This window comes from Pseudomonas sediminis (assembly GCF_002741105.1).
Lineage (GTDB): Bacteria > Pseudomonadota > Gammaproteobacteria > Pseudomonadales > Pseudomonadaceae > Aquipseudomonas > Aquipseudomonas sediminis.
On sequence record NZ_NIQU01000012.1, the window covers coordinates 1 to 26,181 of the forward strand.

Genomic DNA, 26,181 nt, shown 5'->3' on the forward strand with positions numbered 1-26,181 from the left:
ACCATCCGCGAGTGCCCGAAGGTGCTGCTGGAGTCCGGCAAGCTGACCATCATGCTGATGTTCATCATCGCCAACGCCATGCTCTTCGCCCACGTGCTGACCACCGAGCAGATTCCGCAGCAGATCACCGCCTGGGTGGTGGAGCTGGGTCTGCAGCCGTGGCAGTTCCTGCTGGTGGTGAACATCGTGCTGCTGGTGGCCGGTGCCTTCATGGAGCCGTCGGCGATCATCCTGATCCTGGCGCCGATCCTGTTCCCGATCGCCATGCAGCTGGGCATCGACCCGATCCACCTGGGCATCATCATGGTGGTGAACATGGAGATCGGTTTGATCACGCCGCCAGTGGGGCTGAACCTGTTCGTCACCTCGGCGGTGACGGGGATGCCACTGACGGCAGTGATCCGCGCAGCGATGCCGTGGCTTATGCTGCTGCTGAGCTTCCTGATGATCATCACCTACATCCCGGCCGTGTCCATGGCCTTGCCAAATCTGCTTGGCATGTAAGGGTTCGACCGAACGCTACTACTTCGGTACCTTGTGTACCTACTACGCCCGGCCTTAGTGCCGGGCTTTTTTTGTTCGAAACAATCTGACGAAAAGTGCTGTAGCCATTTCGCCGACCACGCACACGGGCAAGACTGCCCAGAATTGCCGTGCCTGGCGTAAAGTCACCGCCAAGATCGTCAAGGAAACCGTTACATGCTCAGACGCAGCCTGAAATCCGTCGTTACCACCTGGCTGACGGGCCTACTCGCGCTACTGCCGCTGGCGCTGACCCTGGCATTGCTTGCCTGGATATTCAGCCTGCTCAATCGCCTGGTCGGACCTTCGACCCTGATCGGCCAATTGTTCGCAGCCCTCGGCCAACCCTTCTCCAGCAATAGTTATCTGGCTTATATGCTGGGCAGTCTGGTGCTGCTGGCCAGCCTCTACCCACTTGGCCTGGCGGTACAACTGGGCTTGCGCCGCCCGCTGTCCTGGCTGATCGACCGCACCCTGCGGCGTACGCCGCTGATCGGCAATTTCTACAACCTGGCTGATCGATTCGTTGGCCTGCTGGACAAGAGCAAGAACCCCGATATCACCACCATGGCGCCGGTCTGGTGCTTCTTCGGCGGCGACGGCGCAGCGGTGCTCGCCCTGCGCCCGAGTTCGGAAAGCGTCGAACTGGAGGGCCGCCCCTACTGCGCCATCCTCATCCCCACCGCACCGATTCCGGTCGGTGGCGGCCTGCTTTACGTACCAGAAGAATGGATACGCCCCGCCGACATGGGCGTCGATCAACTGACCAGCATCTATGTGTCCATGGGGCTCACGCCACCCAGCAGGCGCAGCGTCGAGCAATCGCCGCCAGTGGTGATCAAGCCTTAAGTGAGCGGCAGGCTGGTGGTGGACTTGATCTCCGATAACGCCACGATCGAGTTCACCTCCTGGATCCCTGGTACCAGCGACAGCTTCTCGAAGAAGAAGCGCTCATAGGCCTCGATATCGCGGGTGACGATGCGCAGCATGAAGTCCACCGCACCCATCAGCACGTGACACTCCAGCACCTCGGGAAACTCGCGCATGGCTTCGGCGAACTCGGTTAGGTTGGAGCGCCCGTGGGCGTTGAGTTTGACCTGGGCGAACACCTGCGTATGCAGGCCGATGCGCTTGCGATCGAGCAGGGTCACCTGCTTGCGAATAACCCCTTCCTCCTTGAGCCGCTGGATACGTCGCCAGCAGGGCGACTGCGACAGACCGATACGCTCGGCGATCTCCGCCGTGGAGAGGCCTGCATCCTCCTGTAGCAAAGCAAGAATGCGTTGATCGTAGGCATCCAGCGCAATGGACATAAAAATTCCTTACCAGCCTATTATTTAGGTAAGTCTATCCACATAAACGCCATCAACACAGCAAACCAGGCAGAACTTTTGCCGAAATAAGGCGGAAACTTAGGCAAAACCTGCCTGAGCTGCCACCATGCCTGATACCACGCCGTTTCCGTCCGCCCATAATCGCCGCGATCCCTGGCAGGATCGCCCCGATGCCTGTGTCGAATACCAGCTGCGCACCGACGCCGAGGCCGACGTCATGTGCCGGCTACTCGGCCTGTTCGCGCAATTGCAGTTGCTCCCCGAAGCCCTGCACATGCAGCGCCTGCAAGATGACCTGCATATCAGTCTGCGCCTGCCCGGCATCTCGCTGCATCGAGCCGGCGTGCTGGCCCAGAAACTGCGCGGCCTGGTGTGCGTATGGGAGGTCACCTGGCAGCACCTGGATCACAACCTGGTGACGGAGGTGGCCTGAAGCGGGCGTTCGATCACGTCGGGCACTTCGCCCTGGTGCCACTTTTCGGGCATCCTAGCTCGGCTAGAAGGTCGTTGAAGAACGACCTGCTACCCTTGTTCAGGCCGACCCCGAGGAGCCCGCATGTCCGCCTTCACCGCCACTGCCCCCGACCGTGTACTGGATCTTGGCGACCTGCTGCGCGAGCTGGTGGCCCAGGGCCGGGTGGATCAGGATGTAGCTGAGCAGTGCCTGGCGATCCGCCGCAGCTCACTGAACAACGCCCAGCATCCACTGGAGTTTCTGGCCGCGCAGCAGGTGGACGATCAGCAAAGGCCGGGCAAGAAACTCGACCTGGAAACCCTCACCACCTGGCTGGCCAACTTCGCCGGGCAACCTTACTTGCGCATCGACCCGCTGAAGATCGACGTGCCGGCCATCACCCCGCTGATGTCCTACGCCTTCGCCCAGCGTCACAAGATCCTCGCCGTTGCAGTGGACAGCGAAAGCGTCACCATCGCCAGCAGCCAGCCGCTGGTGCATAGCTGGGAAGCCAACCTGGTGCACGTGCTCAAGCGCCCGATCAAGCGCGTGGTAGCCAACCCCAGCGACATTCAGCGCTTCACCACCGAGTTCTATCGCCTGGCCCGCTCGGTCAGCGGCGCCACCGCCACCGACCAGAAGGTCAGCGGCGTTGGCAACTTCGAACAACTGCTCAGCCTCGGCGCCCAGGACCAGGAGCCGGACGCCAACGATGCGCACATCGTCAACATCGTCGACTGGCTGTTCCAGTACGCCTTCCAGCAACGCGCCAGCGATATTCATATCGAGCCGCGCCGCGAACAGGGCACCGTGCGCTTTCGCATTGACGGCGTGCTACACACCGTCTACCAGTTCCCCGCGCAGGTCACCATGGCAGTGGTCAGCCGCCTGAAGAACCTCGGCCGCATGAACATCGCCGAGAAGCGCAAACCGCAGGATGGCCGGGTCAAGACCAAGACCCCGGATGGCAACGAAGTGGAGTTGCGCCTATCTACCCTGCCGACCGCCTTCGGCGAGAAGATGGTGATGCGTATCTTCGACCCGGAAGTGCTGCTGAAGAGCCCGGATCAACTCGGTTTTTCTCCCGAGGACCTGCGCCGCTGGGCCAGCATGACCAGCCAGCCCAACGGCATCATCCTGGTTACCGGCCCCACCGGCTCGGGCAAGACCACCACGCTCTACACCACCCTCAAGCAGCTGGCGACCGAGGAGGTGAACGTCTGCACCATCGAAGACCCGATCGAGATGATCGAAGGTGCCTTCAACCAGATGCAGGTGCAGCACAACATCGACCTGAACTTCGCCAGCGGTGTGCGCGCGCTGATGCGCCAGGACCCGGACATCATCATGGTCGGCGAGATCCGCGACCTGGAAACCGCGGAGATGGCCATCCAGGCAGCGCTGACCGGCCACCTGGTGCTGTCCACCCTGCACACCAACGATGCCCCCAGCGCTATCACCCGCCTGCTCGAACTGGGCGTGCCGCACTACCTGCTCAAGGCCACCATCCTCGGCGTCATGGCCCAGCGCCTGGTGCGTACCCTGTGCCCGCACTGCAAGGCGCCCGTGCAACTGGACGAAGACACCTGGAACGGTCTGACCCGGCCCTGGAGCTCGCCGCCGCCGAGTCAGGCGCATCACGCCGTCGGCTGCCTGGAATGCCGCGAAACCGGCTACCGGGGTCGCGCTGGCGTCTACGAGATCATGCTGATCAACGATGCCATCAAGCCACTGATCAACGCTGACACCGACCTTACCGCCCTGCGCCGCGCCGCGTTCAAGGACGGCATGCGCAGCCTGCGTCTGTCCGGCGCGCAGAAGGTCGCAGCTGGGCTGACCACCATCGAGGAAGTGCTACGCGTCACTCCACAGAGCGAGCAACGCTGACGCTCGCGCAATCGCGGTAGCGCTCATCGCTTATCTGAGGATGCCAGGCGAACAGGTACTGGCCGTCCTTGAGCTGATCCACCAGTACACCAATCACCTCCTGCTGCACCGCCGGACAGCCCAGGCTGCGCCCCATACGCCCATATTTCTGCGCCCATGTCGGCGCCACGTAATCAGCACCATGGATCACCAGTGCACGGGCACGCGCCTGATCATTGAGGCCGGGCTCCAGACCATCGAGGCGCAGCGAATGCCCATGCCGCCCCTTGTAGCTTTCAGCGCCACGAAAAAGACCGAGGCTGGACTGATTACTGCCAGGCTGATTGGAGAAATGCTCGGCAAACAATTCACCAGACTGGCGACCATGGGCAACGAACTCACGCTGCAGCAGACGCCCGTGCGTCAGATCGAAAACCCATAGGCGCCGCTCCAGCGAAGAGCGCGAGTAATCGATCACGGCTAACCGCCTGCCTTCACCCGCACCTTCGCGCTCGGCGCACCGCAGCGCCTGTAGCGCTCCCTGCAACGCACGCGGCTCCAACTGCGGCGCTGCACGGTGCAGGGCATTCAGGAGCTCACCGGCCACCGCGCCCTGTCCGGCCAGCAACAGAGCGGCAAGCAAAAACGCCATCAGTGAACGCGTAAACATGCCCTGGCTCCCACGGATGGCCTGGCATCTGCCCACCTTGCGAAGGGGTCGGCGGCAGAGCCCGGACGACTGTGCTTAGATTGATTGATCTGGCAATGGAGTCTATGCGATGCACACCGAAGGGCGATCAGCGAACAGTCTGAGTATGGGTAGCCACGCCTTCCCATGATCACCTACCTGCAACATCTGTCGTTCTGGGACTGGCTGGCCCTGGCCACCCTGCTGCTGATTCTCGAGGTGTTCGGCGCCGGAGGCTACTTGCTATGGATGGGCCTGGTGGCCATCGCGGTCGGTGCACTGACTTATCTGTTCCCGGACCTGCCCTGGGTTTGGCAATTTCTGCTGTTCGGCGCACTGGCAATACTCTCGGCATTGCTCTGGTGGCGTCACCAGCAGCGGGCGCGCAAGCTCAGCAACTGATCAGCCTGGCAACCGGCCATCGCCTGCAAGGAACCACCAACGGCTTGCGCGACTCCTAGAAGAGGAACCACCCCTAAGGAGTTTCATCATGCGTGTAACGAGCCGTGCCGCACTGGCGTTCAGTGCCTTTCTGATCGCCCAGACCGCAGCAGCCGATGGCATGCTGCGCGACATTCTTTCGTCAGGCGCAACCACCGCCTCGACCTACCTGACCTTCAAGGATCGCAAGCTGGTCGCCGCGGCCGAAGAGGACGCCAGCAGCTTCGTCGCCAGTAACGGCGAAATCCGCGGCCCGCACCTGGAGGCCGCGATGCAGCGACTGCGCAGCGCCAACCCGCAGTTGCAGGAAGCCGACGACATGGCGCTGGCCAGCGCCATTCTCGCGACTTCGGCAGCACCAGCTGACACCCCACGCTGAGCCGTCACCAGCCGTCCATAAAAAATGCCCGCATCCATAGGATGCGGGCATTTTTGATTGGCTTTCGGGACTCAGGCCTTGGCAGGCCTCCCAAAACCTCTCGCCTTACATCAGCGGCAGGGTGTAGCTGACGATCAGGCGGTTTTCGTCGATATTACGGCTGAAGTTGTTTCGCATAGTAGCGTTACGCCAGCGAACACCAAGGTTTTTCAAAGCACCTTCTTGGAAGACATAAGCGATGTCTGTGTTGCGTTCCCATTCGCGCCCCTCGGAAACACCAGCACCACGATCGATGTTGTCACCGGTCAGGTAGCGGGTCATGAAGGTCAGGCCAGGGATGCCAATGGAAGCGAAGTTAAAGTCGTAACGAGCCTGCCAAGACTTCTCGTCCTTGGCAGCGAAGTTACCGATCTGAACGTAGTTGACCAGGAACGGATCGGTACCACCGACATAGGCAAAGCCAGTATCGCCGTCCATCTGCTGGTAACCGATACCGAACGAGTGACCACTCAGCGCATAGGTAACCATGGCACCGAAGGCTTTGTTATCGACGTTACTTTGGCCATCATCGGTGGAGCGCGCGTAACGCAGATCAGTTTTCAAGCTCTGCTTGTCGCCCAAGGGCAGCACATGCACGAGATTGAAGGAGTGCTGCTTGTACATGTCTTCCAGGTTGGAATAGTAGTAACCAGCAGTCAGGTCGTTGGTCAGCTTGTAGTTACCGCCCGCGAAGATGAACTCGTTGCTCTGGTTCACGCCCTTGAACTGAATGCCACTGAACGAGTAGGTGTTCAGCGTCATGTCTTCATAATCTTGCGAGTTGCGGTTATTCACCTCATCCAAATAACCAGCGTCCAGTGTCAGACCTTCGATCTCCTGAGAAACCAAGTTACCGCCACGGAAAATCTGCGGAAGCAAACGGCTGTCGCTGGAGCCGATCGCCTGGTTTTTGAACTGCATATGACCAACACGCAGAGTGCTGTTGGAAACCTTGGCTTTGGCCGCTACAGCGAGGCCAGAGTAATTGTCCTGAGAACCACCCGAAGAGCGGTCAGGGACCAGCAGACCACTGCCTGCGGTGCCATCACCCGAGTCCAGCTTGAAGCCATACATACCAATGGCATCAGCACCAAAACCAACGGTGCCTTCAGTGAAGCCAGAGTTCATACGCAGAATGAAACCCTGCGCCCACTCTTCTTGCTTGGACTGACCTGCACCTTCACGGAAATCACGGTTGAAATAGAAGTTACGCGCTTCCAGGCTGACCTTGGTGTCACCGATCAGGTCGGCGGACGCTACTTGGCTCAGGCCCAGGGTGCTGGCGGCTACGGCCAGTGCCAGGGAGGTCTTTCTCATTATGTTTCTCTCCAGTGTGTTTAAGGTGACGCATCGTCCGGCGCAGACTTCGGCACGAAGAGGCAGGCCAGAACGAATAGGGCACACACACCCATGAGCCATGGCAGGGCAAAGCCGGGCTCGAATGGGCGCATGAAAAATTCAGGAAGAACGAAACAACGGCGAACGCAGCGGGACGGCCGGAATGAGGCGGGCAGAGTGGCGCATGGTGAGTGCTCTCGTCGTTGTTATTGTGCGCCGACATCCTAGCCGGCATCTTGCGGGGCCTATGCAGATAGCGCGCCAGCTTGGCAAAGTCGACGCACAAGGCTTCTAGAACAGTAGGTTACATTTTTTCGACGAGTCGGTGGCTAACCGATGACAGTAGATGATCGGCAATTTTCCGCCCATGACAACCAGCTCTCAGGCGGAAAATCGCCAACCATCACCCTAGCACGATCTGATTCTTGCCTTGGCGCTTGGCCATGTACATCGCGGCATCGGCACGTGCATAGAGCGCGTCGAGACTGACATCAGTGGCCAGCAGGCTGGTCAGGCCCTGACTGACTGTAATGCCGAAGTGCCGACCTTCATGCTGGAAACCGAGGCGTTGCACCTCGCGCTGCAGCCGTTCAGCCACCTGCAATGCCACATCCTGCTCACAGCCGGGGAACAGCGCCGCGAACTCCTCACCACCGATACGCCCGAACAGATCGCCGCGCCTCAAAGTGTTGCTGCCGCACTGCGCCAGGCGCCGCAACACCTCGTCGCCGATCTGGTGGCCGTACTGGTCATTGATCTTCTTGAAGTCATCGAGATCGAGCAGCAGGAAGGCCAGCGGGCTGCCGAACTTGCGCGCGTGCTCGAACTCACGGCGGGCGCACTCGAAGAAGTGCCGGCGGTTGCTGCTCTGGGTCAGCACATCGGTGGTTGCCAGGCGATGTAACTCGCCCTCCAGGCGCTTCTTCTCGGTGATGTCTTCGGCAATACCGACGATCACATGCCCCTGCTCGGTGCCCAGTTGGGGGCTGACGAAACACTTGTCGCTGAGCCAGCGCAATTGGCCATCGGCGCGAATGATGCGGTACTCACGCGACTCCACCGCGCCAGTTTCCAATACCTTGGCCAGGCTTTCGGCGGCGTAGTCGATATCGTCGGGATAGATGCTGTTGCGCCACTCGCCATAGTCGGCCAACAGTAGCGCGGCAGAACGGCCAAAGATTCGCTCATAAGCAGGACTGACATAAATCATCCGCTGCTCGCTCCAGTCAAAGGCCCAGAGCACGGCATTGACGCTGCCAAGCAAGCTACTGAACAGCTGCTCGCGAACACCCAGACGCTCTACTTCGGCACGGCTGTGCAGTAGAGCCAAGGTCAGTTCTTCCAACTCGGAAACAGCCTTGCCTTGATCGTCCATTACAGCGGCCATCCGTCCTTCGCCTCGCATTGAAATTGAGCATAGTGCGAGCCGTTGGACAAACACAAAGGCCCGCCAGTTCGGCGGGCCTTTGCTTGTAACGAGCGGCGGTCAGGCAGTCGCGCTGGACGGTCGCAGCGAGTAGGTCTTGAGCTGCTCGGCGAATTCACGCAGTGACTGGATGCCGCTGGCCTCGGCCTCGTGGACCCACTGTTTCATGGCCTCGAGCATGTCGTGGCCGTTGCTGCTGGTCTTGACCCAGATTTGCTGCAGCGCCAGGCGCTTCTCGTAGATCACCTTGAGTGCCTGACTTTGCGCCAGCATATCGGCGATATGCGCATGATGCTGCTCTTCCAGCAGGCTCGGTTCACGCGACAAGAGGCGTTTTGCCCGACGGAAAAGGTGACGAACGGACTCGTCAGCCTTGGCCACTTCCTGCTTGACCAACGGCACGATCACCAACTTGCGGTATTGCGCCATGATCTGGAAACGGTTGTTGAGGATGGCCATGGCAGTGTCCATGTCCAAACTGGCCTTGCCCTCGACCCGATGCGCAATCGGCGCCACACGCTGCACCTTCGCCAGGCCGAGGAAGCTGAACAGCTTGATCCAGGCCCAACCCATGTCGAACTCCCACTTCTTCACCGACAGCTTGGCGCTGTTGGGGTAGGTGTGGTGGTTGTTGTGCAGCTCCTCACCACCGATCAGGATGCCCCAGGGCACCAGATTGGTAGCGGCGTCGCGGCATTCGAAGTTGCGATAGCCGACAGCATGACCAAGACCGTTGATGACACCCGCGGCCCATACCGGAATCCACATCATCTGGATCGCCCAGACAGTCATGCCGAGTACGCCGAACAACGCGAGGTCGATGATCGCCATCAATGTCACACCGCCAATCGGATAACGGCTGTAAACATTACGCTCGATCCAGTCATCCGGGCAATTCTTGCCGTAGATGCGCAACGTTTCCTGATTCTTCGCCTCTTCCTGATAGAGTTCGGCACCTTTACGCAGCACGGTGCTCAGCCCTTTGATGACCGGGCTATGCGGGTCGTCGACGGTTTCGCACTTAGCGTGATGTTTACGGTGAATCGCGGTCCACTCGCGGGTGTTCTGGCCCGTGGTCAACCACAGCCAGAAACGGAAGAAATGCTTGAGCGCGGGGTGCAGTTCCAGTGCACGGTGCGCAGAGTAGCGGTGCAGATAGACAGTCACGCTGACGATGGTCACGTGTGTCATCAGCAAAGTCGCAGCCACCAGCTGCCAGACCGACAGGTCGAGTAAACCGTTGTACCACATGGGCGCTGTTGCCTCTTGAAGGGGGAACACGGTTTGTCCTACAAGGACGAACCTGATCACATTATCCCTGACCCATGCCAGAAAACCAGTTGGTCTTTTAGATGAGAATGTTTCAGTCCCACCCCCATCTATACTGACCCGCATTTACAGGGAGCGTAGTAGCCTACCCATGCGTATCGACACCGACGCCTTGCGTCTGACTCTGGGCTATCTGTTACTGGCCTGCCTCTGGATACTGCTGAGCGACCAACTGCTGAACGCCCTCGGCCTGTCCGTGGCGCAACTGGAGCGCTTGCAATCTCTCAAGGGACTGCTGTTCGTCGCGCTCACCAGTTCACTGCTTTATCTGGTGCTACACCGTCACGCTCAACAACATCGACGCGCACGCCTGGCGCTGGCCGGCAACGAGGAGCGCCTGCGCCTGGCGCTGGATGCCACGCGCGACGGCCTGTGGGATTGGGACGTGAGCAACCGCCGAGTGTTCTTCTCCGAGGGCTATGCCAGGCTGCTGGGCCTCACCCCGCAAACTCTGGGTAGCACCCGCGAAGATTGGGCCGCACGCCTGCATCCGGATGACGTTGAGCGCGCGCTGCATGCGCTCAACGCCGACTTGAGCGAGCAGCCCTACGAAAACATCTACCGCCTGCGCCACGCCGACGGCAGCTATCGCTGGATTCATTCACGCGGCCGCCTGCTGCGTGACGAAAAAGGCCAACCGCAGCGCTTCATCGGTATCGCCAGCGACATCACCCAGCAACGCGCCACCGACGATAGCCTGCGCCAGGCCGCTGCGGTGTTCGATGCGACTCAGGAAGGGGTACTGGTCACCGATGCCGAACAGAGCATCGTGCACGTCAATCCGGCATTCAGCCGCATCACCGGCTACAGCAGCGAGGAAATCCTCGGCCAGCACCCTAGCCTGCTCAAGTCCGGCCGCCATGACACAGCCTTCTATCAGAGCCTGTGGTACGCGCTGCAGAACCGTGGAGCCTGGAGTGGCGAGGTGTGGAACCGGCGCAAAAGTGGGGAGATTTATCCACAGTGGCAGTGCATCCGCGTTATTCACGATGAACAGGGGCGCGTCAGCCACTATGTGGCGGTGTTCTCCGACATCACCGCACTCAAGCGCTCGCAACGCGAGCTGGACTACCTGGCCCACCACGACCCGCTGAGCAACCTGCCCAACCGCCTGTTGTTCACCGAGCGCGTCGCTCATGCGCTGGAGCGCAGCAAGATCGAGGAGCTTCGCGGCGCAGTACTGCTGATCGATCTGGACCACTTCAAGCACATCAATGAAAGCCTCGGCCACAACGTCGGTGATCTGTTGCTCAAGGCCGTCGGCGAGCGTTTGCAGCAAGGTTTACCCACTGGCACCACCCTGGCCCGGCTAGGCGGCGACGAGTTCGGCCTACTCAGCGAAAACTGCGCCGACGCAGCCCAGGCAGCCGAACTTGCACAAAGCCTGCTGCGCAGCCTGGAAACCTCCTTTCGTCTCGGCGGCCACGAGCTCTACATCGGCGCCAGCATCGGCATCAGTCTATTCCCCGAAGATGCCGACAGCGTCGAGCAAATCCTGCGTAACGCCGACTCGGCGCTGTTCAAGGCCAAGAGCAGCGGTCGCGAAGGCTATGCCTTCTACGTGCAGGAGTTGACCGACTACGCCCGGCAGCGCGTGGAACTGGCCAGCAGCCTGCGTCATGCGTTGGACAACGACGAGCTGCGCGTTTACTACCAGCCGCTGCACGACCTGCGTGACGGTCGCCAGGTAGGCATGGAGGCGCTGGTGCGCTGGCAACACCCGCAACGCGGGCTGATTCCCCCTGGCGAATTCATTCCGATCGCCGAGGACAACGGCATGATCGGCGCCATCGACGCCTGGGTTCTGGAGCAGGCCTGCCGCCAGATGATGCGCTGGAACGCCGAAGGTCGTGCACTGAGCTTCGTTGCGGTGAACGTCTCCAGCCGCCTGTTCAGTCGCGGTGAACTCGATATGAAAGTGGCACAGGTACTGGCAGAAACAGGCCTGCCGCCTGAGCAGCTGGAGCTGGAGGTCACCGAGAGCGCGATCATGGAAGACCCGGATGCAGCGCAGAAACTGCTCATCAGTCTGCGTGCCCTGGGCGTACGCCTGGCCATCGACGACTTCGGAACGGGTTATAGCTCTCTGGCACGCCTCAAGCGTCTGCCCGTGGACAAGCTCAAGCTCGATCAGAGCTTCGTGCGCGGCCTGCCCAACGACGCTGAAGACGCCGCCATCGCTCGCGCCGTGATCGCACTGGGCAAAAGCCTGGGCCTCAAGGTCCTTGCCGAAGGTATCGAACAACCGGCCCAGGCCGATTTTCTGCGTGAGCTAGGCTGCAACTATGGTCAGGGCTATCACTTCGGTCGCCCACAGCCGGTGCCCGTCAACCCCGTTGACACCAACACCCCGGGCGAAACACAGGACAGCCACCCCAGCACCAGGAACTGAGCATGCGCGTGCTGATTCTCGAAGACGATCCCTGGATAGCCGACCTGCTCAAACAGATCGTCCTCAGCCTGTGCCCGAGTGCCAAGGTCGACTGTCAGAGCCGCGTCGTGGATGCCCTTGCAGCCTGGAAGCGGCAGCCGGCCCAGTTGGTCATCAGCGACTGGCACCTGCCCGACGGTAACGGCATCCAGTTGCTGGAAGCGGTGCGTCAACGCAGCCAGGATATCCCGTTGGTCATGGTCACAGCCCGCGCCGACCGCGACAGCGTGCTAGCCATACGCCCGTTGAATATCAGCGCCTTCATCAGCAAACCCTTTCAGGTGCCCAAGGTAGTCGCCAGCCTGCAGCCGCTATTGGCGAATGCCCAGATCATCGCCGGTGAAATCGACACCGTCGGGGATTTTCTCCAGCAACTTGCAAGCCTGACCGATGACGCTCTCGAACTGCCACTGCGTGAATCCCTGTACCAGCGTCTGCGCGATGTGCCTCAACCCTTCGACAATCTGCAGCAGCTCGGCGACCTCTGGCAGAACGACCCAGCCGTTCACGCGCGCTTGATCGCAGCGGCCAACAGTGGCAACTACAACAGCGCCGGGCAGCCCTGCGTGACCCTCAACGAAGCGGTGCAACGCCTCGGTCAGGCCACTGCAATCAATCTGATTCAAGGCCTCGCGCTTCGGCCGCAGGCGGTACTGAGCGACCCCGAGCTGCAGCGCCAGGGCGATGCACATTTCGTCCATGCCCTGCGCCTGCGCCAGCGTATTGCTGAGCTGGCGCGTAGCAGCCGGGTTGATCCGGCGCCGCTGCACAGCGCCGCACTGCTGCAGCGTATGGGCGAACTGGCCCTGCTGGATCAGGCGCAACGCTGGCGCAGTACCGGCCGAGAGCTGGACGAACAGACACTGAACACCGCCCTACAGCGTCATAGCAGCCAATTGGCCAATCGACTAAAGGCGCACTGGCGCCTGCCTATCGCATTGCGCGAGTTGATCGGTGCCTGCTACGCCCTCCCCCCTGGCAATACACGACGTGACACGGTGGTGATGCGCCTGGCCAGTGCCGAACTGCTGGGCGCCGAAGCGCCCGAAATCGAGCGCCTAAGGCGTCTCGCTGGCCTGGCGCGGACAGGCGCACGATGACCACTAACCCACGGCCGATTGCCATTCGCTGGATAGTGATCGGCGGCAGTCTGTGTCTGGCGCTGTTCTTCGCCTTCCTCGGGCGCCAGGCACTGCACGAGCGTGAGGCGCTGTGGCAATTGCAGATGAACAAGCAGGCCGAGGCGCAACGTCTGGCACTGCAAAGCGTTCAGCACGGCCTGCGTGAGCGAGCACAGTTACTGGCCGAGGCCATCGCCGCCGACGCCTGGGTAGCCGAGCTGGTGCGTCAGGCGTCGGTCCTGCCCATGGATGACCAGGGCGACCTGACCCGCATCCGCAACCAGCTCTACACCCGCCTGGCACCGCGCTGGCGCAACATGCAGGTGCACCGGCCGTTTCGCCTCTACGTCCATCTGCAAGACGACGCACGCATCCTGCTGCGTGTGCACGAGCCGCAGCGTTTTGGCGACACTCAGGAGGCCATGCGCCCTTTATTGCTGCAAGCCCTGCGTACGGGCGACAGTCGTGCAGAACTGAACCTTGCGAACAACAGTATCGGCATCCGTGCCGCGGCGCCGCTGCTGATCAATACGCAAAACGGTCAGCGCCAGGTCGGCGCCATCAGCGTGGCGATGGATATGCTCGAAGATCTGCCGCAACTGGATCGGGACCTCGGCGCCGGCATCGCGCTACTACTCAACGCAGCGGCCGACGTCGGCAAGCAAGCCGATCACGCCCCCGCTTGGCGCCTGATCCAGCAGACACGTCCGCAGGCGCAGATCTGGCTGCAAGCGAATCTTCTGCCCTCTCCCAGCGAAGGTAACAGCCAGCGTCTGCTGGAGGATGGCGGGCAACACTACCTGCTCAGCCAGCTGTCGATGGCAACCTCGCCACAACCCGGCGCTCCAGCAATGGCCACGGTGCTGACCTGGCGTGACGTCAGCGAACTCTATGCCGTGCATGAACGCGACAAACGCTGGCTGGTAGTCAAATGGCTGCTGGCCTGGTGCGGCGCCGAAGCCTTGCTGATGATCCTGCTACGCGCGACACGTCGCAGTACCCAGCGCCTGATGCAACGCCAGCAGAGCGCGCTGCACGCACTCAACGAGATTTCTGCGCTATCGAGCCTGAGCGGCAAGGAACAACTGCGCGAAGCGCTGCGCATGGGGGCCAACTACTTCGACATGCCGCTCGGCGTGATCGGCATGATCGACGCCGATCACTATCGCGTTCTGGTCCAGGTCTGTCCTGACACGCAGCTTGAGGACGGCCAGACCTTCGCCCTCAACGAAACCTATTGCAGCCTGGCCTACGCCCAGGACGACATTCTCAGTATCGAGCGCATGGCCAGCTCACCTTATCGAGAGCACGCCTGCTACGCCCGCTTCGCCCTGGAAAGCTATATCGGTACGGCGATCTGGGTCGATGGCCGCAGAGTCGGCACCCTGGCCTTCTGTGACCAGCAAGCCCGTGACCGTCAGTTCGACGAGAACGAGCGCGAATTCCTGCGCCTGTTCGCTCGCTGGGTCGGCGCCACCCTGGAGCGCGAGCAGCAGCAGCAGGCACGGCAAAACCTGCTCGAACGCCTTGCCAGCATCATCGAAGGCACCGATGTCGGCACCTGGGAGTGGAATGTGCAGAGCGGTGCCACCGTGTTCAACGAGCGCTGGGCGCAGATGCTCGGCTACCGCCTCGAGGAACTGCAGCCCACCAGCGTCGAAACCTGGAAGCACTTCTGTCACCCGGATGATCGCGAGCCCAGCGAACGTATGCTGCGACGCCACTTCGCTGGCGAGATAGCCTTCTACGACCGGCAGATACGCATGCAGCACCGAGACGGGCGCTGGCTGTGGGTACAGGTGCGCGGCCGCCTCTCCAGTCGCGACGAGCAAGGCAGACCGCTGCTGATGTATGGCACCCACACGGACATCAGCGCAGCGCGGCAGCGCGAGGATGCGGTGATCGAGGCGCGAGCGTTCCTGCAGACCGTGTTGGATTCGGCCAGCGGCGTTGCCATCATCGCGACCGATCCGAACGGCCTGGTCACCCTCTTCAACTCTGGCGCAGAGCGCCTGCTGGGCTATAGCAGCGACGCCGTGATCGGCCAGATGACGCCCGAGCGCTTCCATCTGCCCAGCGAAATCGACGCTCGGGCCCAGCAGCTCAGCATCAGTTGCGGGCATCCGGTCAGCGGCTTCCAAGTCTTCACTCACAACGTACGTAATGGCGAGTCGGAAACCCGCCAATGGACGTATCTGCACAAGGATGGCGGCCAGCGCCTGGTCAACCTCACCACCAACGCCATCTTCGACGCCAGCGGACAGATCACCGGTTTTCTCGGCATCGCCAGTGACATCAGCGCCCTGCAGCAGGCCACTCGCGCACTGCAGCAGAGCGAAAGTCGCTTCCGCGGCCTGGTCGCCAACCTGCCCGGCGTGGTCTATCGCTGCGCCAACGACAGCGACTGGAGCATGCGTTACGTCAGCGACGAGATTCTCAGCCTGACTGGCTACCCGCCCAGCGACTTCATCGACAATCGCGTGCGCAGCTTCTCCAGCATCGTCCACCCCGACGACCTGCCGATCACCTACCTCGCCAACGACAGCATCGCTCGCCAGGAGACGTTCGAGCTGACCTACCGCCTGCGTCACGCCGACGGCCACAGCGTCTGGGTGCGCGAGAAAGGTCGCGGTGAGCACGACGCCCAGGGGCGCCTGGTCTGGGTCGACGGTTTCATCTGGGACATCAGCGAGCGCAAGGTCATGGAAGACGACCTGCGTCTGAGCCAGCAACTGTTCAGCAGCGCCTTTGCCACCGCGCCGCAGGGCATGGCGCTGGTGGCCATCGATGGACGCTGGCTGGAGGTCAACGACGAGCTGTGCCGCATGCTCGGCTACAGCCGCGAGGAAATGCTCGCCCTCGATTTTCAGCGCATCACCCACCCCGACGACCTCGGTGCGGACCTGCGCAACATCGACGACCTGCTGGCCGGGCGCATCAGCGCCTACCAGATGGAAAAGCGCTATCTGGACAAACAAGGTCAGGTGCTCTGGGTACTGCTCAGCAGCGCGCTGGTGCGCAACGCCCAAGGCCAGCCCGTGCATCTGGTCGCGCAGATCCAGGACTTCAGCGACCGGGTTGCCGCCGAGCGAGCGATTCGCGAACGCGAGCATTACCTGCGCACCCTGCTCGACAACGTCATCGATGCCATCGTCACTCTCGACGACGAGGGCCACATCGAGAACTTCAATCACGCGGCCGAACGCATCTTTGCCTACAGCCAGACCGAGGTCGCTGGGCGCGACATCGCCACGCTGATTCCAGGCATGGCCAGTGACACCCTGCGCCACGGCTGCGCCAGCGATCAGATTCGCGAGATGGAAGGCCTGCGCCTGGGTGGCGAACGCTTCCCGCTGGAACTGGCGATGTCGCAGATCAGCCACCAGGGCCAGGTGCGCTTCATCGCGGTGATTCGTGACATCGCCGAACGCAAACGCATCGAGCAGATGAAGAACGAGTTCGTCTCCACCGTCAGCCACGAACTGCGCACACCGCTGACCGCCATCGCCGGCTCGCTGGGCCTGATCAACGGTGGCGCACTCGGCGCCGTGCCGCAGGCCATGGCGCACATGCTGAGCATCGCCGAGGCCAACAGCCAGCGCCTGAGCGCGCTGATCAATGACCTGCTGGACATGGAAAAGCTGGTCGCCGGCAAGATGCATTTCGACCTCCAGCGCAGGCCACTCAAACCACTGCTGGAACTGGCACTGCTGCATAACCAGCCGTATGCCGACCAGCATCAGGTACGCCTCGAACTGCATGCAGAGCATGATGTCGAAGTCCGGGTCGATACCCAGCGCCTGGCTCAGGTGCTGGCCAATCTGCTGTCCAACGCCGCCAAGTTCTCACCGGCTGGGGCCGTGGTGCAGGTCAGCCTGGAGACGATGGGCGACAAGCTGCGAGTCAACGTGCGCGATCATGGCCCGGGTATCCCCGCGGCATTCCATTCGCGCATCTTCGCCAAGTTCTCTCAGGCCGACGCCGGCGATACCCGGCAGAAAGGCGGCACCGGCCTGGGTCTGGCGATTTGCAAGGAAATCATCGAGCGCATGCACGGGCGTATCGGCTTCAACTCGGTGCCTGGCCAGGGCGCGACCTTCTGGTTCGAACTGCCGCGCGTCGATGAAAGCGAGACATGAAGCCTACGCAAGGCTAACAAAGCTGTACCACACTGCAGATAGCAGCCAACGGCCGGGGAGACCGTGATGACTGAGCTCAAACGCATCCTGCATGTCGAGGACGATCCCTCGATCCAGGCCGTGGCCAAGGTCGCGCTGGAGGCCGTCGGCGGCTTTCAGGTATTGAGCTGTGCCAGTGGCCAGGAGGCGCTCGACCAGGTGCAGGGCTTCGCACCGGATTTCATTCTGCTCGACGTGATGATGCCCGGCATGGATGGGCCCAAGACCCTGGAGCTGATTGGCCAGCTGGTCGATACCGCACGCATTCCGGTGGCCTTCATGACCGCCAAGGTGCAGCCTGACGAGGTCGCCCACTACCACAGCCTCGGCGCCCATGGCGTGATAATCAAACCATTCGACCCGATGCAGCTCGCCGCTCAGGTACGGCAGATCTGGAACCAGCGCAATGGATAAACACGAAGGCAGCGCCATCCCCCAGGCGCTGCAACAACACTTGCAACAGCTTGGTCAGCAATTCAGTGAGCGCCTGAGCCAGGAACTGCCCCAGCTGGCGCAACAGGCAAGGCAACTGCTGGGCGCCGATGAAGCCGAACGCACACGCTTGCTGCAGGAGCTGCGTCATCAGCTGCACCGCCTGGCCGGCAGTGCCGGCACCTTCGGCTTCAGCCAGCTTGGCCAGCAGGCGCGCGAACTGGAGCAGCATGCCGAGCGCTGGATGGAGCGCCTGCTGCGCCAACAGCAGAGCCTCAACGAGTTCGTCACTGCCTTGCAGGCACTCGGCGAGCAGCCGACCAGCGCTGGGGCCATCACTGAACCGGTAGGCAAAGCGCGCAAGCTGCCGCGCCAGGAAGACGGCAGCCGCACCATCTACATCCTCGAAGGCGAAGCCGCGGTTGGCGAGAACATGCGCCAGACGCTGAGCAACTTCGGTTACCGCGCCGAACATTTCAATTCCACCGCCGGGCTCGACGCCGCGCTGCAGCAGCACCTGCCCGACGCGCTGATCATCGACGCCAAGCTGCCTGGCGAAGCCAGTTGCGGTCTGGATTACGCCCACCAGTTGCGCGAACGCCTGGACGAACCACTGCCGCTGCTGGTGCTCACCGACCAGCAGGATGACTTCGCTACCCAGCTGCATGCGGTGCGCGCCGGCGCTATGGGCCTGTTCAGCAAGCCGGTGGACATCCCGCAGCTGGAAAGCCGCCTCGAACGCTGCTTCTCGCAACAGCACGGCGAACCCTACCGCGTGCTGATCGCCGACGATGACCAGGACCTGGCCAGCCGCTACAGCCTGGTGCTGCGTGATGCCGGCATGCTGGTGGAGATACTCAGCGAACCGGCGCGGATTTTCACCCACCTGCGCGACTTCAACCCCGAGGTGGTGTTGCTCGATGTCAACATGCCGCACTGCACCGGTCCCGAACTGGCGCAGATCATCCGCTGCAATGATGACTGGCTGCGCATCCCGATCATCTACCTGTCGGCGGAAACCGATATCGGCAAACAGATGAACGCGCTGATCAAGGCCGGCGACGACTTCGTCACCAAACCGATTTCCGACAATGCTCTAGTAGCTACCGTGTTCTCCCGCGCCCAGCGCGCACGCCTGCTTTCCGACGCCCTGGCCCGCGACAGCCTCACCGGCCTGCTCAAGCACGCCGACATCAAAGAACAAGTGGCCATCGAACTGGAGCGCGCCCTGCGCAGCGGCGACCGCGCCAGCGTAGTGATGCTGGATATCGACCACTTCAAACGTGTGAACGACGAGCATGGTCATGCGGCCGGTGACAACGTCATCCGCGCCCTGGCCAACCTGCTGCGCCAACGTCTGCGCCGGGTCGACAGCCTGGGCCGCTACGGCGGCGAGGAATTTCTCGCCGTATTGCCGGACTGCACGCCGGAGCAAGCACGTTTGATCGTCGACGAGATTCGCCAGCGCTTCGCCGAGCTGCGTTTCATCGCAGACGGCGGAGAGTTTTCCGTGAGCCTCAGCGCCGGTATCGCGGGCACCGACGTCAACAGCGACGCCGAGCAACTGCGTGAGCGTGCGGACAAGGCGCTATACGCCGCCAAGCACAGCGGGCGCAATCAGGTGCAGATAGCGGCGTCGGAAGAACATCGCGGCTGAAGCTGCCCCTACACCAGCACCACGCTCCGTAGGAGCGGCTTCAGCCGCGATGGTCATAAAGGCTATAGCGGAGTGTCGCCCGCCAATGCCACCCCGATCACGCTTCGGCGCGCTGCAGCAAGCGACGCTGGCGCCACTCCATGAAGGTCTTGAGGAACAACGTGAGCAGCGCCATGCACGCCAGCAGACCGGCGGCGGTGAAGGCCGCTGCTGGTTTGTAGTCGTTGTTGAGCTGATCGACCAGCAAGGGCAGGGTCAGGGTCTGGTTGATGATGGTGCCGGATACCACCGACACCGCGCCGAATTCACCGACCGCGCGGGCATTGGTCACCACCACACCGTAGAGCAGCGCCCATTTGATCTTCGGCAGGCTGATGCGCCGGAAGATCTGCCAGCCGCTGGCGCCCAGGCACATGGCAGCGGCTTCTTCGTCCTGGCCCTGAGCCTGCATCACCGGAATCAGGATACGCGCCACGTAGGGCGCGGTGACGAACACAGTGACCATGACGATGCCCGGCCAGGCGAACATCAGTTGCATGCCGTTATCGTAGAACCAGCGGCCGATGAAGCTCTCCAGGCCGTAGACCACCAGGTAACAGAGACCGGCGACCACCGGCGAAACCGCATAGGGAATGTCGATCAGGGTGGTCAGCAGCTTGCGCCCACGGAAATCGTAATGGGTCACGCACCAGGCCAGGCAGATGCCGAAGCACAGGTTCAGCGGCACGGTGATCGCGGCTACCAATAGGGTCAGGCCAATGGCGTGGAGCATGTAGTCCTCACCGAGGTTGCTCCACAGCAGGTCGAGCCCGCCGGCCAGCGCCTTGGTGAAGATCAGCGCCAGCGGCACCAGCAGAATCAGCGCCACCACCAACAGACCGAGGGTTACCAGCGCCCACTGGCGCCAATCTTGGGGCTTTTTCATCGACCTTGCCGTTGCCATGCGAACAGACGCCCCTGCACGACCTGCAGGAGGAACAGAAGAGCCAGCGACGCGAGCAGGATCACCGAAGCGATGGCCGCTGCCGCCGGGTAATTGAATTCCTGCAGACGGACGAAAATCATCAGCGAGCTGACTTCCGTCTGATAGGGGATGTTGCCGGCGATCATGATCACCGCGCCGAATTCGCCGAGGCTGCGGATGAACGCCTGCGAACCGCCGGTCACCAGTGCCGGCGCCAGGGTCGGCAGGATCACCTTGCGGAAGGTCTGTACGCGGCTGGCACCGAGGGTGCGCGCGGCTTCCTCGTATTCCGAGCCGAGATCCTGCAGCACCGGCTGCACCGTGCGTACCACGAAGGGAATGCTGGTGAACACCATCGCCACCACGATACCGGCGTAGGCATAGGCCACCTTGAAGCCCAGCCACTGGCCGATCCAGCCGTTGGGCACCAGCAGTGCGGCGAGGGTCAGGCCGGCCACCGAGGTCGGCAGGGCGAAGGGCAAGTCGATCAACGCATCGACAATACGCCGGCCGGGGAAGTCGTAGCGGGTGATGATCCAGGCCAGCAGCAGGCCGATCACCAGCACCGCCAGGGTCGAGTAGAACGCCGCCGAGATGGTCACCTTGTAGGTCTGCACCACACGCGGGTCGCTGATCGCGAACCAATACTGCGCCCAAGTCATGTCGCTGACGTACAGCAGCAGCGCAGACAACGGCAACAGGATCACCAGCGAGAGGTACAACACACTGACGCCGAAGCTCAGGCCGAAGCCCGGCAGCAGCGGAGTCTGCAGGAAGAACAGCGTTGGTTTACTCACGAAAAGCTCGGCTCTACAAATGCAGTTGGCCGCCAATAAGGCGGCCAATTGACCATTACGATGCTCGCATTCATGGCTGGCGGGTTGCACCCGCCCTACGCCAAACCGTCGCTGTCAGCGACCCTCTGCGAGAAGCTGGTCGAGGATACCACCGTTGTCGAAGTGCTTGGCGGTGATGTCGTCCCAGCTGCCAAGGATCTCGTTCGGGTTGATCAGGCGCACCGGAGCGAACTGCGCTTTGGTCGCCTCGACCACTTCCGGGTTATGCACACGGTAGTTGTAGCGGGTCAGCAGTTGCTGAATGTCCTTGCTGTACTGGAAGTCGAGGAAGGCCTTGGCCTGCTCGCGGGTACCGCGCTCGTCGGCAACCTTGTCGACGATGGCGACCGGGAATTCAGCCAGCACGCTGACTTCCGGCACCACGATTTCCAGGTTGGCGGATTTGAACTCGTCACCCTTGGCGATGTTGATCACTTCCGATTCAAAGGTCAGCAGCACGTCGCCCTGGCCGTTCTGGGCGAAGGCCACGGTGGCGCCACGACCGCCGGTGGGGAAGTTCTCGACGTTCTTCAGCACCTTGCCGACGAAGGCTTTGACCTTCTCTTGGTCGCCATTGAATTTCTCGTTGGCGAACAGCCAGGCGCCCAGGTAGCTGTAACGGGCATTGCCGGAGGTTTTCGGGTTGGGGAATACCAGTTTCACGTCATCGCGAATCAGGTCATCCCAGCTCTTGATGTTCTTCGGGTTGCCTTCGCGCACCAGGAAGGCGGTAGTGCTGTAGTACGGCGAGGCATTGTTAGGGAACTGCTTGGCCCAGTCGGCGCGCAACAGACCGCGCTTAGCCAGGATGTCCACGTCGGTTACCTGGTTGAAGGTGACCACGTCGACCTTCTTGCCCTGGATGATGTCCTGCGCCTGACGCGAGGTGCCGGCGAACGACTGGATGATCTTCACTTCCTTGCCGCTCTGCTGCTTCCAGTGCTCAACGAACAGCGGGTTGATCTCGCCGAACAGCTCACGGGCGATGTCGTAGGAGGCGTTGTGGAATGGCGTATCGGCGGCAGCATGGCTCAGCGAGCCGGTAAGCAGGGTGGCGCTGGCCACGGTGGCCAGAACGATCTTCTTCAGCATCTATGGCGTCCTTCTTATCGCGAGAGGAACCTGCAGGCAGGCTATTTGATGGCGCGATTCTGCAGAAAAATCATATAGCTGAAAAATATCTTTTTATTCGACGCTTATAACCAGTATCTCTTTGTCTACGGCAACACCCTGCAGCTCTCGTATCTGAAGGCTGATCAGGCAACCACTCTTAGAACCTGTTCACGATCTTTATGTGCCTGAAAACTACAAGGCAAAAGCGTCCGGTGAATATGTAGGAGGGGCTTCAGCCCCGAGCTTTATTGGGGCGAAAAGAGCTCGCGGCTAAAGCCGCTCCTACAAGATCGCAAGTGCCTTATTTCGTCATTTGGCTTCCAAAATCGACGAAAACCAGCTGAAAAACATGAAAATGCTCTTACAGCTTGGCGATGGACACTTCGGTGGATTTCACGAAGGCGATCACTTCGCTACCCACCTGCAGTTCAAGTTCACGCACGGAGCGGGTGGTGATCACCGAGGTGACGATACCGGCAGCGGTCTGCACGTCGATTTCCGACAGTACGTCGCCGATGACGATTTCCTTGATGTTGCCCTTGAACTGGTTACGTACGTTGATGGCTTTGATGGTCATGGTGTTTCTCCTCAGGTCGTTTTACATGTAGCCCGGTGCAATCCGGGGAATTCTCGAGCCGCTCCCGGATTGCCTCCGGGCTATGGCGTCAAAGCGCCCAACGCAATTGCGTGGGCAGGGGTGATACGGGTTCGGGCGGTGTCGGTAATTCCGGCTGCGCCAGCACGCGGTCGAGCACGCGCGCTTCCAGTGCCGCCAGTAGCGGCGAGCCATGCGGGCGCGGGCGCACCAGTTGCACATCGAGGTCGAGGCCGATCTGGCCGTCCTCGATCAGGATCACCCGATCCGCCACGGCCACGGCTTCGGCCACGTCGTGGGTGACCAGCAGTACGGTGAAGCCATGCTGCTGCCACAGGCGTTCGATCAGTTGCTGCATCTCGATGCGGGTCAAGGCATCCAGTGCTCCCAGCGGCTCGTCGAGCAGCAGCAGGCGCGGCCGATGGATCAGCGCACGGGCCAGTGCCACGCGCTGCTTCTGCCCGCCGGACAGTGCTGCCGGCCATTCATTGGCGCGATCCGCCAGGCCGACCGCCGCCAGCGCCTCTTCCGCCTGCTTGCGCCAGTTGCCGGAAAGCCCCAGACCGACGTTGTCGATCACTCGCTTCCAGGGCAGCAGACGCGAGTCCTGGAACATCAGGCGAATGTCTTCACGCACCGCGTTGAGCGAGCCATTGCCAGCCAGCAACTGGCCGCCGCTGGGCTGATCCAGACCGGCCAGCAGGCGCAGCAAGGTGCTCTTGCCGCAGCCACTGCGACCGACCACGGCGACAAACTGACCTGCAGGGATATGGAGGTCGATGCCCTTGAGCACCTGACGCTCGCCAAAGGATTTCTCGATGTTCTCGATCGCCAGCGGAACGCCGCCCGGCGGAATGCCCTGACGAATGTTATGCAGCGCCGTCATTGGCCACCTGCCTTGGCCTGATAGGCCGGGTGCCAGCGCAGCCACACGCGCTCGAGACCACGAGCAGCGACATCAGCCAGCTTGCCAAGCACCGCATAGAGCAGGATCGCCAGCACCACCACGTCGGTCTGCAGGAACTCACGGGCGTTCATCGCCAGGTAGCCGATGCCGCTGCTGGCGGAAATGGTCTCGGCGACGATCAGGGTCAGCCACATGAAGCCGAGGGCGAAACGCACACCGACCAGGATCGACGGCAACGCGCCGGGCAGGATCACCTGACGGAATAGCGAGAAGCCGGACAGGCCATAGCTGCGCGCCATCTCCACCAGCGCGGGGTCGACGTTACGAATACCGTGGTAGGTGTTGAGGTAGATCGGGAACAGCGTGCCGAGCGCGACCAGGAACACCTTGGCTGCCTCGTCGATGCCGAACCAGAGGATCACCAGCGGGATCAGCGCCAGGTGCGGCACGTTGCGGATCATCTGCACCGAGCTGTCGAGAAAGCACTCGCCCCATTTCGACAGGCCGGTGATAAAGCCCAGCAGCAGGCCGATACCGCCGCCGATGGCGAAGCCGATCCCGGCACGTTGGCCACTGATCGCCAGGTGCTGCCAGATTTCGCCGGAGGCCAGCAGCTCCCAGCCGGCGGCGAGCACGGCGCTGGGCGCCGGCAGGATGCGGCTGGACAGCCAGCCACTGGCCACCGCCAGTTGCCAGGCGGCCAGCAGCCCCAGCGGCAAGGCCCAGGGCGCAGCGCGCAGCGCCAGTTTGTGAAGGGTCGTGTTGCTCATGGTTGCCTCGAAAAATTCTGTATCTCTGTCCCCGGATTACATCCGGGCTACATCTGCCCTCTCCCCCAGCCCCTCTCCCGCAAGCGGGAGAGGGGAGCCAAGCCGTGCCACCGACTCATCCGGCAACACCGATCAGCCCCCTCTCCCATTTATGGGAGAGGGTTGGGGAGAGGGGCTTTTCAACTCGCCGAAGCCGCCTTCGGCAGAATATCGCTGGAGATCATTTCGCCGAACGGGCTGACATACCCCCGGCTCTCCGGACGCGCAGGCGCGGCCACATCCAGATGCGGGAACAGCAGTTCGGCGACCCGGTACGACTCCTCCAGATGCGGGTAACCGGAGAAGATGAAGGTATCGATGCCGAGGTCGGCGTATTCCTTGACCCGCGCCGCCACGGTCGGGCCATCGCCGACCAGCGCAGTGCCGGCGCCGCCGCGCACCAGACCGACACCGGCCCAGAGGTTCGGCGACACTTCCAGGTTGTCGGTCTTGCCGCCGTGCAGGGCGGCCATGCGCTGTTGGCCGACCGAGTCGAAGCGCGCCAGCGACGCCTGGGCGCGGTCGATGGTGTCCTGATCCAGATGGCTGATCAGACGATCCGCCGCGGCCCAGGCTTCCTCATTGGTCTCGCGCACGATCACGTGCAGACGAATGCCAAAGCGCACTTCGCGGCCCTGCGCAGCAGCCTTCTCGCGCACCTGAGCGATTTTCTCGGCCACGGCGGCCGGCGGCTCGCCCCAGGTCAGGTACAGCTCGACCTGCTCGGCGGCCAAGTCTTGCGCGGCGTCGGAGGAACCACCGAAATACAGCGGCGGGCGCGGCTGCTGGATCGGCGGGTAGAGCAGCTTGGCGCCCTTCACCTGGATGTGCTTGCCGTCGTAGTCGACGGTTTCGCCTTCCAGCACACGGCGCCAGATGCGGGTGAATTCGACGGATGCCTCATAGCGCTCGGCATGCGACAGGTGCAGGCCATCGCCGGCCAGTTCGTCCGGGTCGCCACCGGTCACCAGGTTGAACAGCGCACGGCCGTTCGACAGGCGATCCAGGGTCGCCGCCTGGCGCGCGGCCACGGTCGGCGAAATGATCCCCGGGCGCAGGGCGACGAGGAACTTCAGGTTCTGCGTCACCGGGATCAGCGAGGCCGCCACCAGCCAGGAGTCCTCGCAGGAACGTCCTGTCGGAATCAGCACGCCGCCGAAACCGAGGCGATCAGCCGCCTGGGCAATCTGCGCCAGATAGCCATGGTCGACGGCGCGCGCGCCTTCGGCGGTGCCCAGGTACTTGCCATCGCCATGGGTAGGCAGGAACCAGAAGATATTGAGGCTCATGGAGTTGTCTCCTTGCAGGAAATCATCGGCATG

General features: G+C 62.0%; 22 protein-coding genes and 1 pseudogene. 11 read left to right on the top strand and 12 right to left on the bottom strand.

Going from position 1 to position 26,181, the window contains the following annotated elements; all coding sequences use genetic code 11:
* Positions 1 to 504, top strand: a pseudogene (gene dctM, locus CDO35_RS21615) (C4-dicarboxylate TRAP transporter large permease protein DctM); the annotation flags it as partial.
* Positions 505 to 699: 195 nt separating this feature from the next.
* Positions 700 to 1,371 (top strand): DUF502 domain-containing protein, encoded by a 672-nt coding sequence (locus tag CDO35_RS21620; protein ID WP_099526644.1) that lies wholly within the window; start codon positions 700 to 702, stop codon positions 1,369 to 1,371.
* Here the strand turns inward: CDO35_RS21620 and CDO35_RS21625 are convergent.
* Complete coding sequence (locus tag CDO35_RS21625; RefSeq protein WP_099526645.1) at positions 1,368 to 1,835, bottom strand: Lrp/AsnC family transcriptional regulator; 468 nt, start codon at positions 1,833 to 1,835, stop codon at positions 1,368 to 1,370. The two genes, CDO35_RS21620 and CDO35_RS21625, sit on opposite strands and share 4 nt — an antisense overlap.
* Before the next feature lie 127 nt (positions 1,836 to 1,962).
* Between CDO35_RS21625 and CDO35_RS21630 the strand changes: the two genes are divergently transcribed.
* Both CDO35_RS21630 and tfpB read left to right on the top strand, forming a co-directional pair.
* Positions 1,963 to 2,289 carry a hypothetical protein gene (locus CDO35_RS21630; RefSeq protein WP_099526646.1) on the top strand — a complete coding sequence of 109 codons (327 nt, stop codon included), beginning with the start codon at positions 1,963 to 1,965 and terminating at the stop codon, positions 2,287 to 2,289.
* Positions 2,290 to 2,412: 123 nt separating this feature from the next.
* Positions 2,413 to 4,197 (top strand): type IV pilus assembly ATPase TfpB, encoded by a 1,785-nt coding sequence (tfpB, locus tag CDO35_RS21635; RefSeq protein WP_099526647.1) that lies wholly within the window; start codon positions 2,413 to 2,415, stop codon positions 4,195 to 4,197.
* Here tfpB and CDO35_RS21640 read toward each other — a convergent pair.
* Complete coding sequence (locus CDO35_RS21640; protein WP_166432430.1) at positions 4,172 to 4,846, bottom strand: murein L,D-transpeptidase catalytic domain family protein; 675 nt, start codon at positions 4,844 to 4,846, stop codon at positions 4,172 to 4,174. The two genes, tfpB and CDO35_RS21640, sit on opposite strands and share 26 nt — an antisense overlap.
* Positions 4,847 to 5,011: 165 nt before the next feature.
* On the opposite strand from CDO35_RS21640, the gene CDO35_RS21645 reads away from it, so the two are divergent.
* Together CDO35_RS21645 and CDO35_RS21650 are read left to right on the top strand one after the other, a co-directional pair.
* Positions 5,012 to 5,266, top strand: a complete 255-nt coding sequence (locus CDO35_RS21645) for an NfeD family protein (protein WP_099526648.1) — start codon at positions 5,012 to 5,014, stop codon at positions 5,264 to 5,266.
* 88 nt (positions 5,267 to 5,354) lie between these two features.
* Positions 5,355 to 5,684, top strand: a complete 330-nt coding sequence (locus CDO35_RS21650; RefSeq protein ID WP_099526649.1) for a DUF2388 domain-containing protein — start codon at positions 5,355 to 5,357, stop codon at positions 5,682 to 5,684.
* A 105-nt stretch (positions 5,685 to 5,789) separates the two neighbouring features.
* Here CDO35_RS21650 and CDO35_RS21655 read toward each other — a convergent pair whose 3' ends face one another.
* The 3 genes from CDO35_RS21655 to desA form a co-directional block, all read right to left on the bottom strand.
* Positions 5,790 to 7,040: an OprD family porin gene (locus tag CDO35_RS21655; RefSeq protein ID WP_099526650.1), complete on the bottom strand. Its 1,251-nt coding sequence runs from the start codon at positions 7,038 to 7,040 to the stop codon at positions 5,790 to 5,792.
* Between the two features lie 424 nt (positions 7,041 to 7,464).
* Positions 7,465 to 8,436, bottom strand: a complete 972-nt coding sequence (locus CDO35_RS21660) for a GGDEF domain-containing protein (RefSeq protein ID WP_099526651.1) — start codon at positions 8,434 to 8,436, stop codon at positions 7,465 to 7,467.
* Positions 8,437 to 8,547: 111 nt separating this feature from the next.
* A complete protein-coding gene (desA, locus tag CDO35_RS21665; RefSeq protein WP_099526652.1) occupies positions 8,548 to 9,738 on the bottom strand; it encodes a delta-9 fatty acid desaturase DesA in 1,191 nt (396 codons plus the stop codon).
* Positions 9,739 to 9,907: 169 nt separating this feature from the next.
* Between desA and dibA the strand changes: the two genes are divergently transcribed.
* The 5 genes from dibA (at position 9,908) to CDO35_RS21690 (ending at position 19,635) form a co-directional block, all read left to right on the top strand.
* Positions 9,908 to 12,208 carry a phosphodiesterase DibA gene (gene dibA, locus CDO35_RS21670; RefSeq protein WP_243699123.1) on the top strand — a complete coding sequence of 767 codons (2,301 nt, stop codon included), beginning with the start codon at positions 9,908 to 9,910 and terminating at the stop codon, positions 12,206 to 12,208.
* Between the two features lie 2 nt (positions 12,209 to 12,210).
* A complete protein-coding gene (locus CDO35_RS21675; protein ID WP_099526653.1) occupies positions 12,211 to 13,347 on the top strand; it encodes an HDOD domain-containing protein in 1,137 nt (378 codons plus the stop codon).
* Positions 13,344 to 17,507: a PAS domain S-box protein gene (locus CDO35_RS21680; RefSeq protein ID WP_099526654.1), complete on the top strand. Its 4,164-nt coding sequence runs from the start codon at positions 13,344 to 13,346 to the stop codon at positions 17,505 to 17,507. Before CDO35_RS21675 ends, CDO35_RS21680 begins: the two co-directional genes overlap by 4 nt.
* A 66-nt stretch (positions 17,508 to 17,573) precedes the next feature.
* Complete coding sequence (locus CDO35_RS21685; protein ID WP_099526655.1) at positions 17,574 to 17,960, top strand: response regulator; 387 nt, start codon at positions 17,574 to 17,576, stop codon at positions 17,958 to 17,960.
* Positions 17,953 to 19,635: a diguanylate cyclase domain-containing protein gene (locus CDO35_RS21690; RefSeq protein WP_099526656.1), complete on the top strand. Its 1,683-nt coding sequence runs from the start codon at positions 17,953 to 17,955 to the stop codon at positions 19,633 to 19,635. Before CDO35_RS21685 ends, CDO35_RS21690 begins: the two co-directional genes overlap by 8 nt.
* 97 nt (positions 19,636 to 19,732) lie before the next feature.
* Here the strand turns inward: CDO35_RS21690 and cysW are convergent, their stop codons facing one another.
* The 7 genes from cysW to ssuD all read right to left on the bottom strand — a co-directional run bounded on the left by cysW (position 19,733) and on the right by ssuD (position 26,148).
* Complete coding sequence (cysW, locus tag CDO35_RS21695) at positions 19,733 to 20,560, bottom strand: sulfate ABC transporter permease subunit CysW (RefSeq protein WP_099526657.1); 828 nt, start codon at positions 20,558 to 20,560, stop codon at positions 19,733 to 19,735.
* A complete protein-coding gene (gene cysT / locus CDO35_RS21700; protein WP_055985283.1) occupies positions 20,557 to 21,396 on the bottom strand; it encodes a sulfate ABC transporter permease subunit CysT in 840 nt (279 codons plus the stop codon). Before cysT ends, cysW begins: the two co-directional genes overlap by 4 nt.
* Positions 21,397 to 21,510: 114 nt before the next feature.
* Positions 21,511 to 22,527 carry a thiosulfate ABC transporter substrate-binding protein CysP gene (gene cysP, locus CDO35_RS21705; protein ID WP_099526658.1) on the bottom strand — a complete coding sequence of 339 codons (1,017 nt, stop codon included), beginning with the start codon at positions 22,525 to 22,527 and terminating at the stop codon, positions 21,511 to 21,513.
* Between the two features lie 382 nt (positions 22,528 to 22,909).
* Complete coding sequence (locus CDO35_RS21710) at positions 22,910 to 23,125, bottom strand: TOBE domain-containing protein (protein WP_003464423.1); 216 nt, start codon at positions 23,123 to 23,125, stop codon at positions 22,910 to 22,912.
* An 88-nt stretch (positions 23,126 to 23,213) separates the two neighbouring features.
* Positions 23,214 to 24,029: an aliphatic sulfonates ABC transporter ATP-binding protein gene (gene ssuB / locus CDO35_RS21715; RefSeq protein WP_099526659.1), complete on the bottom strand. Its 816-nt coding sequence runs from the start codon at positions 24,027 to 24,029 to the stop codon at positions 23,214 to 23,216.
* A complete protein-coding gene (gene ssuC / locus CDO35_RS21720) occupies positions 24,026 to 24,820 on the bottom strand; it encodes an aliphatic sulfonate ABC transporter permease SsuC (protein WP_099526660.1) in 795 nt (264 codons plus the stop codon). The genes ssuB and ssuC overlap by 4 nt, the downstream gene beginning before the upstream one ends.
* A 179-nt stretch (positions 24,821 to 24,999) precedes the next feature.
* Positions 25,000 to 26,148 (bottom strand): FMNH2-dependent alkanesulfonate monooxygenase, encoded by a 1,149-nt coding sequence (gene ssuD, locus CDO35_RS21725; RefSeq protein ID WP_099526661.1) that lies wholly within the window; start codon positions 26,146 to 26,148, stop codon positions 25,000 to 25,002.
* Positions 26,149 to 26,181: the final 33 nt, after the last annotated feature.